Below are 16,091 nucleotides of genomic sequence, written 5' to 3' on the forward strand. Positions count from 1 at the left end.
TGAGCGATATTGCCGAATGTTGGAGAACAATGATGCAGAATGAGTGTGGATTTTGAACAGTAAAATAAAGTACAATGACAACTATTGTGTTGAATGTGCAGAATAGTTTAAGCGTTATAAGTCGTTTGAGCACTATAAATAGTCACGATTACGTGAATGAATATAGGTGAATATATTGAAAAACAAAGGTTTTACTTTAATTGAGCTAGTTGTGGTTATCGTTATTTTGGGTATTTTAGCGGTGACTGCCGCTCCAAAATTTTTGAATCTACAGAGTGATGCCAAGCAAGCCGCTTTGGAAGGTATGAAAGGTTCGCTTGAAGGTGCTCTTGGAATTACATATGGAAAGTTCGCCATTGCTGGTTTGGAAAATGAAGCCAGTGTCAACGGGTACAAAGAAGGGGGTAAGTATAAGGCTGATATTATTGCAATGCTGCCTGACTGCGGTTCAGACCCAGGTGATTTAACGACCTTTTGTGAATTTGATTATGGGTACCCCAAAGCTAATTTTGCAACCTTGTCTAATTTAGTGACTGGCTTAAGTGCAATTCCTGGAGAGGAAGACTGGCTCCTCTATGGTGTTGGAGTTGTGGGGGCGGAAAATGAAGTAAAAATAACAGCGAGTAGTAATACAGATAATAGTCGCTGTTATATAAGTTATAGGCGATCTATCGTTTTGGATGCTGAAGACCCTGCTCCAACAATTGAGATCGTTAATTGCGACTAGAATAAGCTTATAGCCCACCTTGCTGTTGTGCATTTTTCAATAATTCTTGGCGGTGCAATTCTTGCTCCGTTAGGGATTGTTGTTCCTGTTTCTCTGACTCATTTAGTTCTTGAGCAATAAAAACATAGTATTTGTTGATAACCATTTTTAGATCCTAGTGTTTATGCATGCTTAGATAGTGGCGTATATCTAAAGTGTGATCATCCTCCTATTAAAAATTTTTAAGGGATGAGCTTGTCATTTTTTAGGGATGAGGCGCTGATTAAAAATAAACCTCTTGTTGGTTTTATGGGTGAGTTGTTGCTTTCTTGGTTTTGATAGCTTGCTGAATCTCTTTGCCTTTGAATCAATCTTTCGTCGCTTTGTACGCAAAATAAACGGTTGAACGTTTGCGTGTGAAAATGTGATGAATATCTCGTTTTGTTCGTTATAATCCTCTCCCGGTTTTAAGCCGATGCTTAGCCAATACAAGCCGTCACATGGAACAGTGAACGACCTCAAGGACCGGACCAGCTATTTTTAATGCTTGTATAAGGTGATCTACAATATGAACAACTTGTTCCTTCATTCATTCGCTGCAAATTGCTCGGGCGAATCACAGTCCTATACCTTTTTTGCCAATTCTTTTGGTGCCGCTTTTATTTCCACTCTTTAATAGGACAATATAATGAACATTTTATTTAGCTTAGTCGGCATCGTCGGACTAATGGCTTGCGCGTATCTACTATCTGAAAGCCGCCAGGCGATTAACTGGAAAACGGTTTCGCGTGCGTTATTACTTCAAGTAAGTTTTGCTGCACTTGTTCTTTATTTTCCTTGGGGACAAGCGGCGCTTACCAGTTTAAGTAGTGGTGTATCTAGCCTGCTTGGATTTGCTGATGTTGGTATTGCATTCCTATTTGGGGATCTGGCGAACAGCGGGTTCATTTTTGCGATTCGTGTTCTACCAATCATCATCTTTTTTAGTGCTCTTATTTCTGCGCTCTACTACCTTGGAATCATGCAAAAAGTGATTGAAGTGATTGGTGGCGCGATTCAGAAATTTCTTGGTACGAGTAAAGCTGAGTCATTAGTCGCTACTGGTAATATCTTTCTGTCTCAAGGTGAATCTCCACTGCTTATCCGTCCATTTCTATCAAAAATGACGCGTTCAGAGCTATTTGCCGTGATGGCTGGTGGTATGGCTTCCGTTGCGGGTAGTGTTTTAGGGGGTTATGCAGGGCTAGGCGTTGAGCTTAAGTACCTCATTGCCGCAAGCTTTATGGCGGCTCCAGGTAGCTTAATGATGGCGAAAATCATTGTTCCTGAGCGTGATACTCCTTGTAACCAATCTGATATTGAGATGGATAAAGCGGACCAAAGCAATGTGATTGATGCATTAGCAAGCGGTGCAATGAGTGGCATGAAAGTCGCGGTAGCGGTGGGCACTATGCTGATTGCTTTTGTGAGTGTTATCGCGATGGTCAATACTGGGCTAGAAAGTTTAGGTGAGCTATTTGGCTTCACGGGCATCACGCTACAAGCAATTTTTGGCTACATTTTCTCGCCATTGGCATGGTTGATTGGTATCCCAAGCCATGAAGTATTAGCGGCGGGCTCTTATATTGGTCAGAAAGTGGTAATGAACGAGTTTGTGGCATTCATTGATTTTGTTGAAAACAAAGCACTACTTTCAGAACACAGCCAAGTGATCATTACTTTCGCGTTATGTGGCTTTGCTAACATCGGTTCTATTGCGATTCAACTTGGTTCAATCGGCGTGATTGCACCTGAGCGCCGTTCAGAAGTGGCAAACTTAGGTTTAAAAGCGGTAGTTGCAGGTACATTAGCTAACCTAATGAGTGCTTGCCTAGCAGGTATGTTCATTTTACTGTAATTCTTATATTGAACTAATCTACTATATAACTCGCTCATGCCCTGTAACCATTGGTTCGCATGAGCGTTTTTTATTCGATCCTGTTGTATATCTCATTATCTTTAGAAAACACTTCTTTCTTAAAAAAAACTGATTCACCGCAATTTATCTTATCCAATTCAGCGTACTATTTAGCGCATCTAACTGCACTGGCTTAGTTAACTCTTTTGCTAGTGGTTATCTTTCTGCCCTGATGGCAGTCGTTTCCGCTTTTAAGCTTTGAGAATTTAATATGAATAATCTTGTTGATCGCTTTATCCGTTATGTAACTTTTGATACTCAATCTAACTCGTCTGATGCAACTTGCCCAAGTTCTCCGGGTCAGTTGGTACTGGCTGAACAGTTGAAAGCTGAAATGATCGAGATGGGCCTGAGTGATGTTAGCCTAGATGAACATGGTTACTTGATGGCCAAATTACCGTCAAACGTTGATTATGAAGTACCTGCGATTGGTTTTGTTGCGCATATGGATACCGCGCCTGACGCTTCTGGTGCCAATGTTAAACCACAAATTATCGATGATTACCGTGGCGGTGATATTGCTCTAGGTAAAGGTGATGAAGTTCTTTCACCAATTCAATACCCAGATCTCCATAAGCTTCATGGCCACAGCATTATTACTACTGATGGTACAACTCTACTTGGTGGAGATAACAAAGCTGGGATTGCAGAAATCCTAACCGCGATGGCAACACTTGTTGCGAACCCAGAGATCCCACACGGTGAGATTTGCATTGGTTTCACTCCAGATGAAGAGATTGGCCGTGGTGCTGATCTGTTTAACGTTGAGAAGTTTGGTGCTCAGTGGGCGTACACGATTGATGGTGGCCCCGTTGGTGAGTTGGAATTTGAAAACTTCAATGCGACCAATGCAACGATTGTTTGCCACGGCGTAAGTGTTCACCCTGGTACTGCAAAAGGTAAACTTGTTAATGCGATGAATATTGCGGCTAAATTCCAAGCGATGATGCCTGCAGATGAAACGCCTGAAACAACAGAAGGCTACGAGGGTTTCTACCACCTTGGTTCAGGTTCGATGAACGTTGCACGTACAGAACTCAACTACATTATTCGTGACTTTGACCGTGATGGTTTAGAGAACCGCAAAGCGTTCATGCTGCAAAAAGCCGCTGAACTGAACGAAACGCTTGGTCATGATCGTATTGAAGTTCAAATGAAAGATTGCTACTTCAATATGCGTGAAATGGTAGAACCACACCCACATGTCATTGAATTGGCAAAGCAAGCTATGATTGAATGTGACGTTGAACCAATGATTAAACCAATTCGTGGTGGTACTGATGGTGCGCGTTTATCATTTATGGGTTTACCATGTCCGAATATTTTCACTGGCGGTTACAACTTCCACGGTATTCATGAGTTCATTACCGTTCAAGGTATGGAGCTTTCTGTGAAGGTTATCGTTAAATTAGTTGAGAAAACGGCACTAAACTACAAGTAACTAACTCTCGCTAAGCATCAAATCGTAAAGGCAGCTTTTTAAGTTGCCTTTTTTGTATCTGCAAACTTTTGAATTAGTTTATAAATTTCAGTAAATAATCAAAATAAAGTGGCTGATAATCGTCGATTATGGGAAGCTAGTCGTGATATTCCCAAATAATGAAAAGCGTCAAAGGTGTAGAACATGGACAAAGTGTCGTTGGTAATTGATTTTCTTCTTACTTACAAAACTCTCACCAGTTTGTTAATCATAGCCATTATTGCTCTCATCAGACGAATAACACTGTCACGTATTCGTGGGGATGTTGCATTTCTTTCTGAAGAGCAACGCAACTGGATGTCACGAACTAAGAATTGGTCATTTGCCTTAACTATTTTTGCTCTCTTTGCATTATGGCGATTTGAAATTAATGAGTTTGCACTATCTGTGACTGCCATTGCGGTGGCTATCGTGGTTGCCTCAAAAGAGATCATTTTGTGTTTTACGGGTTCAATTCAACGCGCGAGTTCTCGCTCTTTTCGGATTGGAGATTGGATCGAAGTCGGTAAGCTTTGTGGTGAAGTTATCGAACATAATATGATGGCAACCGTTATTCAGGAAATCGATCTTCACCACGGCCAATATCATTACACCGGAAAAACGGCGACATTGCCTAATAGTATGTTTTTTACTTACCCGGTAAAGAATCTCAATTTCATGAAGCGTTATGTTTATCATAACTTCAATATTACGGTGCGAGATTTTGTGAATGTGTATCCAATGTTTCCTGAATTGATTTCGAAAATTGAAGAACATTGTGAAGACTTCATCGATGTCGCTCGTCGGTATAATGCTGTGATTGAGAAACATGCAGGCGTTGATTTACCTGGTTCTGAGCCTCATATTCATGTCACCAGTTCCTCTACGGGTGAGCAATTGATTCATTTCATGATTTTCTGTCCGACAGAAAGAGCGTCTCATTTAGAGCAACATATCCGTCAAGATTTTATGGAAGCTTATGCGATTAGGTTCCCTATTAATGAAGCATAAATAGAGGTGATGAATCAACGCAAATGATTCATATCGCAGTACACAGTTTGAAACAAATGCGCCGTAGGATTTGATAATCTTCGGACATTGAAACACTTGATATTGATAAGGTTTAACGACTTTCTGTTAATTCAATATTATGGTTTATCAATGCGCAAGAAGTTATTACTTACATCCATTATTAGCTCTTTAGTACTTGTTGGTTGTGGTGAAGCTACCACATCAAATCAACAAGCACCTTTACCCTTAGTGACTGTACAGGATGTAAATGTCATTGCTCACCAACAAAGCAAACGCTACGTTGGACGCGTTGAGGCAGTTGAAGATACGGCGATCACAGCCCAAGTATCTGGGTATCTTAAAGAGCGCCATTTTGTCGAAGGTGAAATGGTCGAAAAAGGCCAACTGCTTTACTCCATCGAACCTTCCTCGTTTGAAGCTCAAGTCGCGATTGCAAAAGCTGCGGTTGCGCAAGCCAATGCGCTTCTTAAAAAAGCACAGTTGGATTTTGAACGTGGAAAAAACTTACTACCTAAAGGCAGTATTTCTCAATCTGAATTCGATGCATTAACGGCCAATTTACTTGGTGCTGAAGCTAGTGTTGAATCCGCAACAGCACAATTAAATCTCTCTGAAGTAAATCTCTCTCATACTCAAATCGCAGCACCATTTTCAGGCCGAATCAGTGATACAAATGTGAGCAAAGGCGATCTCGTTTCTCCCTCTTCCGGCGTGCTCACCACTTTGGTTAGTTTAGATCCTATTCACACTCGTTTTAGTATGAGTGAACGCGAACGCATCGCGCTAGGGATTGATCAAATTCAAGGGGATGGCTCAGGTGAATCTCAGAATGTCGAAGTGCAAGTCATTTTAGAGACAGGTGATGTTTTTGAGCATTTAGGCAAACTTGATTACTTAGGCAACCGTATCAACCTCAATACGGGTACGATCGCGATGCGAGCTGTTGTCGATAATCCTGACCAGCGATTGCTCCCAGGGCAACATGTCCGTGTTGAGTTACGCCAGAAGCAGGTCGATAAAGCTTTTGTTGTTCCTCGCCGATCAGTGCAGACCGATCTAGAAGGCAACTTCGTGATGATCGTGACGGAAGGCAATGTAGCGGAACGTCGTAATGTTGAGTTAGGTAAACAAGTCGAAGAGGGGATCATCCTCCGTAGCGGTATCGCAGACAGTGAGCGCGTGATCACTCAAGGCTTGCAACGCGTCCGCAATGGGATGCCAGTCCGTTTGGAACAACAATCAGCAACAACTGACGTGAAATAAAGGAGAAGTCTATGCTAAGTCGTTTCTTTATTCAGCGTCCTAAATTTGCGCTGGTTATCTCCATTATACTCACGCTTGCTGGGATGATTGCGCTCACGGTACTTCCAGTGGCGGAGTACCCTAAAATTAGCCCTCCATCTGTGAGCGTGAATGCCTATTACACCGGTGCAAGTGCCGAAGTGGTAGAGCAAGCTATTGCCGATCCAATCGAGACTTCGGTGAATGGTGTGGAAGATATGCTGTATATGTCTTCAAAAAGCGCCAATGATGGTTCTTATTCCCTTAACGTCACGTTTGATGTAGGGACCGATCCAGACATGGCGCAAGTCAATGTTCAAAACCGTGTCTCTCAAATTGAATCTAAGCTACCTCAAGATGTTCGAATGGTTGGTGTTACTGTCAAAAAACGCTCACCAGATCTTCTCATGGTATTGAACTTCTACTCTCCGAATGGTGAGTATGACGATAAATTTCTGATCAATTACATTAACTTGAATGTGAAAGATCAACTGGCACGTGTTAAAGGGATCAGTGAAGTTAATGTGATAGGTGGCGGTGAATACGCCATGCGAGTGTGGCTTGACCCTGAAAAAATGGCCAACTTGAAGCTGACGACCTCCGATGTTTACGCTGCGCTTGCGGAGCAAAATGTACAGGTTGCAACCGGCCGTATTGGTGCTGCTCCTTATAACAACCCGCAAGAAGTGCAATTTAACCTAGTGACAAAAGGAAGACTTGAATCGGTAAGCGAGTTTGAAGAGGTGGTATTACGGGCTCAAAGTGATGGTGAGACTGTCTACTTAAAGGATGTGGCTCGCGTTGAGCTAGGTAAAAAATTCTATGATGGAAGCGGTCAATTCCGTGGTCAAGATGCCTCTATTGTCACGCTATCGTTGCAGTCGGATGCCAATGCCTTAGAGAGCGGACAAGCCGTTATGGATCTGCTTGATGGCCTCAGTGGTAATTTCCCTGAAGGCATGGCCTATGAAACAAGTTATGACACGACGTTATTCGTGGAAGAGTCGATTAAGGGGGTACTGAAAACGCTTATTGAAGCAATACTATTGGTTATCGCCGTTACTTACCTGTTCTTGGGAAGTGCGCGCGCCACACTCATCCCTGTGGTTGCCATTCCGGTTTCATTAATTGGCACATTCGCGATTATGGTGTTGGCCGGTTTTACTATCAATACCGTGACCCTTTTCGGCCTTATCTTAGCCATTGGTATTGTCGTAGATGATGCCATCTTGGTTATTGAGAATGTCGACACGACGATGGCAAAGGATCCAAGCCTCTCACCACGAAAAGCGACGTTGATCGCGATGAAGGAGGTGACGGGGCCAATTGTCACCTCTACCTTAGTTTTGCTCGCAGTATTCTTACCTGTCGCTATGCTTCCGGGTATTACAGGTATTATGTATCGCCAGTTCGCTCTCACTATCTGTATATCGGTTGTGATCTCATCGATTAATGCATTAACGCTGTCTCCTGCTTTGTGCTCATTAGTTCTTAAACAAGGTGGTGGTAATACCGCGAGTTGGTTTAAAGCATTCAACCGTGGTTTGGATAAAGTGACGGAACGCTATGGACGGGGGGCGAGTTTCTTAGTCAAGAAAGTATTTTTACTGGCTACCTTCTTCGTTTTTGCGTTAGGGGCGGTGACTTACTTAGCGAAAACCACATCAACGGCATTTGTTCCACAAGAAGATAAAGGGATTTTGTTGGTTAATGTGCAGCTACCGGATGCCGCATCTTTATCTCGAACGGAAGATACCAGTGCGCAATTGATGGAAATGATTGAGCAGGAACCCGCTATCGACGGAATTACGGTCGCTAACGGCTATGCTTTTATGACAGGCGCTGCGGCATCGAATGGAGCCTCTCTATTTATCAAGTTAAAGCCGTGGGATGAGCGTAATGCAATGGACGGTGCGCAGTCAGCTAATGCCATCGCTGCAAGGATCAACGGTCGTGCTGCTGCCGAATTACCACAAGCGATAGTGTTTGCGATGGGGCCTCCTGCTGTTCCTGGTATGGGCGCTGCTTCAGGGTTTGAATATGTACTGGAAGATTCATTAGGGCGTAGCAGAACGGATTTAGCAATTCTAATGAATGACGTGATTCAGGAAGCGAACAAGCAACCTGAGATCGCCTATACCTTCAGTACTTTTCGCGCCAATGTCCCACACTACTATGTTGATATTGATCGCGAGAAAGCTCAGCAACTTGGCATTCCGTTGGCATCAGTATTTCAAACGTTGCAAGGTAATTTAGGTTCACTTTATGTGAATGATTTTACGATGTTCGGTAAGAACTTTCGTGTAACGATGCAAGCCGATAGTGAGCACCGTAGTGGGATAGAAGATCTTGCTCTGTTTCATGTACGTTCGTCGTCTGGTGATATGATTCCACTTAGTACTCTTGTTTCGTATGAACAGGTTTTCGAACCCGATGTCGCGTGGCGCTACAACATGTATCGCAGTGCAATTATTCAAGGCCAAGCCGCGGAGGGATATTCCAGTGGTGATGCCATTGCTGCAATGGAGCGCGTCTCGGCTGATATCCTGCCGCAAGGTTATCAGTTTGAGTGGACTGGCATGGCATACCAAGAGGTACAAGCGGGAAATCAGGCGATTTATGCTTTTGCCTTGGCCTTAATCTTCATTTACCTGTTTATGGTGGCTCAATATGAAAGTTGGAGTATTCCTCTCGCGATCATACTGGTGGTGCCCGTTGCGACACTCGGTTCATTCTTAGCGTTGACGATCGCCGGAATGCCACTCAACCTTTACGCGCAAATAGGGTTAGTTCTGTTGATTGCGTTAGCCGCCAAAAACGCAATACTGATTGTGGAGTTTGCTAAAGTTGAACGTGAAGAGAAAGAAACCCCACTCGATGAGGCTGCGGTTTCTGGTGGTAAGCTACGTTTTCGCGCCGTAAACATGACATCGTGGTCGTTTATATTAGGTATTACGCCGCTGCTATTTGCTTCAGGGGCAGGGCATGTAAGTCAAAACTCATTAGGCGTCTCATTGATCGGCGGTTTACTGTGTGTGTTGCTGGTTGGAACATTCTTGATCCCGGGATTTTACGCATTAATACAGAGGCGACGTGAAAAAATTCATGGAGGAAGCACAAAGCTGATCCCATTAGATGATGAGTAGGTAAACAGTTCGTGACTTCTTAGATGACAATGCGCTTACTGTCATCTTTTCAAAGCCTTCTTCAACGGACTTGAAGGAGGCTTTTTGCTTCTGGTAGTTTGACCTATGTTGGATATTGGACAGACCCATGCCCGTGATCTCGCATTTTCAAAAGATTCTTCGCGCAACGCTATGAATCTACCTTAAGTTTAAAGTGGTATTGCCGATATATTGATTGTCCTTCAGTTAATTTAATAATGGACGAAATGAGCGGTGAATTACCACTATTATAACATTCTCACGATTCGTTCATGTGTTGAATAAACCTCCGTTCTACATAATGAATATATCCACTATTTGGCAGTCGAGATCCTTATGAGCGCAAGAAATAAATTAATGTTGTCTATCGGGGCATTGATTGCTCTGATTATTTTGGTGTTGTCTAGCCTTGGTTATACGCAAATCAACAACTCGTCTACACGTGATTATCGTAACAATTTATCTAATAAATCTTTTTTAATCGCGAAGTCCGTTGAAGGTCGAGTTGAAAGCTATTTTACAGCGTTAGAAAGCTTAGTTTCTGCAATTGATGTTGAGCAAGGTCAAGTTGAAATTGATGAAAAAGCATTAGGTCTTTTAGTCGATAGCGCACAAAGAATGAAAGCTCTGAATATGTTTATCGGTTTACCTGACGGGACAACTTACGATGCATCAAATAGAGGGGTCATTCCAAATTTTAACGCAAAACAAAAGCAGCGAGAGTGGTTTGTTAAAGGTATGCAAGGGGCGGAGCGTACGGTAACTAATCCATTTATGGCCAGCACCGGTCACTTGACGATGGCATTTGTGGTACCAGTTAAACGAAATGGAACCGTTATTGCGACTGTTGGTATGAGCTTGAAAATGAGTGATATCACGGACTATGTAAACGAACTTTCATCAGAACCGAATATATTTGTAGCTCGTGAAGATGGCTTTACTATGGCGGCAAGCTATGCAGATTATGTAGGAAAAAACCTGTTTGATTTACGCCCAAGCTATAAGCAGTATGCCAATGAATCTAGTAGTGAGCACTCATACTCAGTACCGGATAAAGGGGATTTCTATGTTGTTTCTTCGAAGATAGATTCTCTCCACTGGACGGTATGGGCGTGGGCAAAATGGGACGATATTAATGCAACATCCAATTCTGCGGTTAAAGTAAACGTTCTTTCAGGTCTATTCTTTATCGTTTTAGGCGTTGCTGGCGTATATTTCTTGATTACGAAATTGATGTACGTTCCTATTGGTGGTGAGCCGAAAGAGATTGAAGCGTTAGTAAACAAAATTGCTAATGGTGATCTGACTAATGTGCCCCAACTAGACAATAGTAGCGTTGGTGTTTACCGCTCTACGGTAGCCATGGCGAACAATCTTAAAAGCATCATTACCGATATTAATGAGTCATCTAATCACCTGATTAACGTTTCAACGCAATTAGGTGCTTCATCTGCGAAAGTGGATACTTCGTCGAAATCTCAGATGATGCAGCTAGAACAGGTCGCAACCGCGATGAACGAAATGGCGGCAACAGTCAATGAAGTTGCACAGAACGCCGTGGAAGCTTCTAGCTCTTCTGATGATGCGAGCCAAAGTTCTGCTCAAGGCTTACAAGTTGTGAGCCAAATGAACGAAGAGATCACTCGGTTGGTGAACGACATTGGCCAAGTTCAAGAGGTTATCACCAACGTGCATACTGAAACTGAGAATGTGGGTGGTATCCTAGATGTTATTCGTGGCATTGCCGATCAGACCAACTTGCTGGCGCTGAATGCTGCAATCGAAGCAGCTCGTGCAGGTGAACATGGTCGTGGTTTTGCAGTTGTAGCCGATGAAGTTCGTACTTTGGCGACGAAAACGCAACAAAGTACCAATGAAATTCAATCTATGATTGAGAAGCTACAAGAGCAGGCGTCACGCTCTGTAGGCTTGATGACAGAAAATGCCACCAATGCTCAACAGACACTAGGCAAGTCAGATGAAGCGAGCAGCGCTCTTTCGACAATTGAGCGTGAAATCAAAACCATTCAAGACATGAATAATCAGATCGCCACCGCAGCTGAAGAGCAGTCTAGCGTAGCGGCAGAGATTAATGAAAATGTTGTGAGTGTGAATGATTTGGCGGCTAACACTGCGAATGACGTACAAGAAAACGTTCGTACCGCTGATGAGCTCAATACAATGGCATCACGTTTAAGCAGTGCGATTAGTATGTTTAAGGTGTAACTCTACTAGGCGATTATGATTATCGCCAGTTATTGAGCGTATATGAAACCGTCTAGGCAGTCGTCTAAGACGGTTTTTTTTATGTCAAAATGGAATTTATAAATTATTGATTTGTTTATGATGATGTGACTTAATGCATATGAAAATATAATGAATAATTCAAAGGCTTAATGGAATATGAATCAACAATTTTGCGTTCAATGCAATAAAGAAACCTTGCATAAAGAGATAATTAAACAAAAGCCATCTAAATACGGAAAAAGTAGAAAAGAGCAATTTAAAGCATTTCTTGAAGGTTTTTTCTCAGGCGTGGCAAGTCCAGCGCTGGCCTCTTTAGAATTAGTAGACCGATATATTGTGTGTCAGGAGTGCGGCCATAAGAGGCTTGAGAATCACGGTGATGAATTTCAGTAGTGTGAGCTGTTGGGAAATAACAGTTGGGAAATGAATAAGCCTCGAAAATCGAGGCTTATTATTAATAATAATTTAGCCGTAGTTACTTACGAGCAAGAGCCACAGCAACCACTTGGCGTATTGTGTTTGGTTTTTTCACCTGATGTTTCTTGAGTCTTATCTTCAGTTGCTGCGTTTTCTGATGACGCTGCTTCTGTTGTCACTTTAACCTGTTCAGTCTCTTCTTTGTTGCCTTTGAAAATTTTCTTAAATGATAGTGCCATGGTGTTGCCTCAATACAGGTAGTTATGTAGTACGGTATTTGCACATAATACCATAGTGTTTTAGTCGGATATTGATTTGATCGAGGTTTCGATCCATTTATTGAGCTTCACGATTTTACTTGCTTCATTTTGATAAGGTTTTAATCAGTGCAGTTTTACTCAAGAGCACCGATTGCGCCTATAAATGAAGGCGAGATTCAACATCAACCCCTTTTTTCGTCAATATATATGATTTTCCTTGCTCTTGTTTTACCAGGTTACTTTTAATCAATTGACGTAAATGAAAGTTGAACTTTGTATGATCATCAATACCGACTAAGCGGCATAGATCCATAAATTTGAGCTTTTGATGAATCGTTAATTGATAGATGACATTGCGGCGAATAGGATTGGCCAAAGCACTAAACACTTGATCGCTATCTTTATCTGCTGTTGGTGCTTTTAGAGATTTTTCAGCATGAACTCGTTTAAGTGTGACGGATAAGGTTTGTAATTGAAACGGCTTCGTTAAGAACTCGTCCGCTCCTTTTTTCATTGCATCTACAGCCGTATCTATCGTCCCAAACGCGGTTCCTATGACGATCCCAATGTTCGGATTTAACTTCTTGAGGGAAGCAATGGCCTCAATGCCACTCATGCCTTCCATGACTAAATCAAGCAACGCGACGTCATACTGATGGCGCATAGTACACCCGATGGCTTGTTCTGCACTTTCACAGGCCGTGACGTCAAAGCCATCCATAGTTAAAGCGAGGGTAATCGACTCTCGTAAATCGAAATCATCTTCAGCTAAGAGCAGTTTTAAGCCCATGAGTACTCCATTGGTAATTCAATAACGACACAGAGCCCATCACTCGTATTCTGAAACCAGAATCTTGCATGATTTTGTTCCAGTATCTTTTGACAAAGCGTAAGACCTAGCCCTGTGCCTGAACCTTTAGCCTTAGTGGTAAAGAATGGCATTGTTACTTTATCTTTAATGCTGTCGTCTATTCCGCTACCAAAATCTGTGATCGACAGGTGAATATTGAGCCCTTTTTGTTGTGCCTCAATACAGACTACTTTTTTGTCTGTCGAGGCATCAATGGCGTTGTTGAGTATGTTGACGACGACCTCTTCAATCTGCTCTTTATCTGCGAATACATGCAAGTCATTGGGCACAAATACACGAATATCAAACTCGTCGAGTCGATGTACCATTAACTGTAAAGCCTCATCGATTAAGACACTGACGGAAATCTCTTCAATTACTGGTGCTCTCTTATGTGAAAATTGTAGTAGTTCTTGGCTAATGTGTGCGGCTTTTAACAGACCTTTTCGAATGTGTTCAAGTTGAGGCTTAAAGTCTGCTGCGCTTGAGCCTGTTGCGTTGATCTGTTTCTCTAAAATATCACAACGCATCAAAGCACTACTGAGCGGTGTTTTTATCTCGTGGGCAATACCTGATGTGAGTCCTCCGACATCACTCAGTTTTTTGTTATGCAGCGCTTTTTGAAGTGCTCTTTCTATTTGAGTTTGTCGTTCTGCATCGAATAGCGCCATGGTTTTTTGAAGGTAGATGAGAATAACAAAAGCCAAGCCGCCTCGAATAGGGACACCATAAAACAGATCATCGATGTAAAAAATACCAGCGAATAGACCATACAGAATGATAGATATACCAAGATGCTGGACGGCATGAGAGGCTTGTCGTTCTTCGAATTTTAATTTCTTGGAGTAGTTGATCAGTGCTAACCCTGCAAGTAATCCAGATCCTGATCCAAATAACCAGCGGATATATAGCGTACACTCATTAAGGAAGACATCGATGTTTTTGATGGCAAACTGATAACAAAAATAGATGACAAATAAGATGATGGTGACTTGAATTAACTTTTTCAATTCGTCTCTACGCTGCCATTGCGTCATCGTCAGCATTTGCATTGCAAAACAACCCAGAGCAATGAAAGATACCCAAAGCTTAATTACCTTAAATAACTTCACCGTATTGTGCATAAGAATATCTTGTTGATAAACAATCAGGTATAGCTCTGAGACTTCATGCAGACCATGAATAAACCCAAAAACAGCTAATGAGGGGAGGGCGGTGGCAATAGATAAATGACTAAAACGCATGTCACGAAATAGAATAGAAAACCCTATTGCAATGAAAACAAAGCCATAAAGAATATAGAGACTAAATTGAAATAGCTCGAACATACCCACTCATTATCAAATAAAACTTTTATAACTATAGACGAATTATGTGTTGGTTATATTGAGCGATGTCCCACGTATCGCCCAATTAAAATACAAGAATTTTAGATGGAAAGTGATAAATATATTTATCATATTGAGATTATTGGATAAGCCTAATTATCAGCTTATCGATATAGCGTCACAGATGCATTCAACGAATCTCTCTCCCCGCTCACAACTTGATTTTGATCAACTGACAAATGGCTATTCATTCCTACGCTTAATATAACAGCATAGCAATGGACATTAGGAGAATAGCAATGAAGCTTTCAATAATCGCAGTATCCACCATGGTCGCATTAGCGATAGTGCCTATAAATGCCGCTCAGGCCAAAGGAAAGACTTTGGAGAGCAGTAAAATCACTTCAAATATTACTATTGATGGGAAAATAGATCCGGTTTGGGAGCAAGCTAAATCGATAACTCAGAAATTGAAAAAATTGCCTTATAAACCCAATAATGGTTATGAAGGGATTAAAAAAACCAGTGTTGAAATGAAGTCATTGTATGATGATGAGTATGTTTATTTTCTATTTACCTATGCCGATCCAACTAAAAGCATCGACCGTTTTCCTTGGGTGAAGCAAGAGGATGGCACTTGGAAACAGCTTAAGAATAAAGATAGTACCGGACACGACAATACTTATTACGAAGATAAATTTGCGGTTTTCTGGGACATTAACACCGAAGGCTTTGCTGATAAGGGGTGTAACATCGCTTGCCATAGAGCAAAAGATGGAATGAACGCCGGACGTAAAGATAAAAACCCTGCGCGTAAATACACCAAGCGAGAAGGTGAATTTATCGATATGTGGCACTGGAAAGGGGTAAGAACGGCAGTTCATAATCAATTGGATGACCAATATGTAGATAGCAATACGGATCCAAAGCAAAACAAAGGTTGGGGACGTAAAGGGGATAGTAAAACAGGTGGCGGCTACGTTAATAACATAAAAGATGGACAGCCAGCGTATATATCTGCCAATTTGACCGATGAGACGTTGCTTATTTTAGATTCCGAGAAACAATCTTTCACCGCTGGTTACGATAAATTGGATCGTATTCCGGGGCTAACGGGTAAGCCATTTACAGGTTCTCGTGGCGATATAGACGTTGGAGCCGAGTGGAAAGATGGTATTTGGACGCTTGAAATGAAACGTAAACTGGTGACCTCTGGAGAAAATGCAGCTACTCAAGATGTTCAATTTAATGATTTGAGTAAAGAGTATCCATTTGGTATTGCGGTGTTCGACAATTCACAGATTAATCACATATTCCATCGTGGAGTATTAAATCTCGAATTTAAATAAGCGCAATATTGCATTTTTTCAATGAACTGAAATGATTTGAG

Annotated in this window: 13 protein-coding genes; 9 read left to right on the forward strand and 4 right to left on the reverse strand. The window is 41.9% G+C overall.

Annotated features, from left to right (window positions below):
* Window positions 1–172: 172 nt before the first annotated feature.
* Window positions 173–727, forward strand: coding sequence for a prepilin-type N-terminal cleavage/methylation domain-containing protein (locus tag F0249_RS20340; protein WP_171755908.1), 555 nt, complete (start codon window positions 173–175; stop codon window positions 725–727).
* Between the two features lie 7 nt (window positions 728–734).
* Here F0249_RS20340 and F0249_RS02740 read toward each other — a convergent pair whose 3' ends face one another.
* Window positions 735–872: a hypothetical protein gene (locus F0249_RS02740; RefSeq protein ID WP_170961645.1), complete on the reverse strand. Its 138-nt coding sequence runs from the start codon at window positions 870–872 to the stop codon at window positions 735–737.
* Window positions 873–1,394: 522 nt separating this feature from the next.
* Between F0249_RS02740 and F0249_RS02745 the strand changes: the two genes are divergently transcribed.
* The 7 genes from F0249_RS02745 to F0249_RS02775 all read left to right on the forward strand — a co-directional run bounded on the left by F0249_RS02745 (window position 1,395) and on the right by F0249_RS02775 (window position 12,239).
* Window positions 1,395–2,603 carry a NupC/NupG family nucleoside CNT transporter gene (locus F0249_RS02745; protein WP_136995195.1) on the forward strand — a complete coding sequence of 403 codons (1,209 nt, stop codon included), beginning with the start codon at window positions 1,395–1,397 and terminating at the stop codon, window positions 2,601–2,603.
* A 271-nt stretch (window positions 2,604–2,874) separates the two neighbouring features.
* Entirely contained in the window at window positions 2,875–4,104 is a 1,230-nt protein-coding gene (gene pepT, locus F0249_RS02750) for a peptidase T (protein WP_171755784.1), read from the forward strand.
* Between the two features lie 183 nt (window positions 4,105–4,287).
* The gene (locus F0249_RS02755) at window positions 4,288–5,133 is read left to right on the forward strand and encodes a mechanosensitive ion channel family protein (protein WP_017054395.1); all 846 of its coding nucleotides are present in this window, start codon (window positions 4,288–4,290) and stop codon (window positions 5,131–5,133) included.
* A 150-nt stretch (window positions 5,134–5,283) separates the two neighbouring features.
* Complete coding sequence (locus tag F0249_RS02760; RefSeq protein ID WP_113800186.1) at window positions 5,284–6,417, forward strand: efflux RND transporter periplasmic adaptor subunit; 1,134 nt, start codon at window positions 5,284–5,286, stop codon at window positions 6,415–6,417.
* 11 nt (window positions 6,418–6,428) lie between these two features.
* Window positions 6,429–9,581 (forward strand): efflux RND transporter permease subunit, encoded by a 3,153-nt coding sequence (locus F0249_RS02765; RefSeq protein ID WP_171755785.1) that lies wholly within the window; start codon window positions 6,429–6,431, stop codon window positions 9,579–9,581.
* A 354-nt stretch (window positions 9,582–9,935) separates the two neighbouring features.
* On the forward strand, window positions 9,936–11,825 hold the full coding sequence (locus tag F0249_RS02770; RefSeq protein WP_171755786.1) for a methyl-accepting chemotaxis protein: 1,890 nt from the start codon (window positions 9,936–9,938) through the stop codon (window positions 11,823–11,825).
* A 177-nt stretch (window positions 11,826–12,002) separates the two neighbouring features.
* The gene (locus F0249_RS02775; protein ID WP_017054391.1) at window positions 12,003–12,239 is read left to right on the forward strand and encodes a hypothetical protein; all 237 of its coding nucleotides are present in this window, start codon (window positions 12,003–12,005) and stop codon (window positions 12,237–12,239) included.
* Between the two features lie 86 nt (window positions 12,240–12,325).
* On the opposite strand, the gene F0249_RS02780 is transcribed toward F0249_RS02775, so the two are convergent.
* From F0249_RS02780 to F0249_RS02790, 3 genes are all read right to left on the reverse strand, one after another.
* Window positions 12,326–12,502, reverse strand: a complete 177-nt coding sequence (locus F0249_RS02780; protein WP_171755787.1) for a CCGSCS motif protein — start codon at window positions 12,500–12,502, stop codon at window positions 12,326–12,328.
* Between the two features lie 178 nt (window positions 12,503–12,680).
* On the reverse strand, window positions 12,681–13,313 hold the full coding sequence (locus F0249_RS02785) for a response regulator (RefSeq protein WP_171755788.1): 633 nt from the start codon (window positions 13,311–13,313) through the stop codon (window positions 12,681–12,683).
* A complete protein-coding gene (locus tag F0249_RS02790) occupies window positions 13,304–14,701 on the reverse strand; it encodes a sensor histidine kinase (protein ID WP_171755789.1) in 1,398 nt (465 codons plus the stop codon). The genes F0249_RS02785 and F0249_RS02790 overlap by 10 nt, the downstream gene beginning before the upstream one ends.
* Window positions 14,702–15,000: 299 nt before the next feature.
* Here F0249_RS02790 and F0249_RS02795 point away from each other — a divergent pair, with 299 nt between their 5' ends.
* Window positions 15,001–16,050: an ethylbenzene dehydrogenase-related protein gene (locus F0249_RS02795; RefSeq protein WP_171755790.1), complete on the forward strand. Its 1,050-nt coding sequence runs from the start codon at window positions 15,001–15,003 to the stop codon at window positions 16,048–16,050.
* Window positions 16,051–16,091: the final 41 nt, after the last annotated feature.

This window comes from Vibrio sp. 03-59-1 (genome assembly GCF_013114135.1).
In the GTDB taxonomy this organism is placed as follows: domain Bacteria; phylum Pseudomonadota; class Gammaproteobacteria; order Enterobacterales; family Vibrionaceae; genus Vibrio; species Vibrio cortegadensis.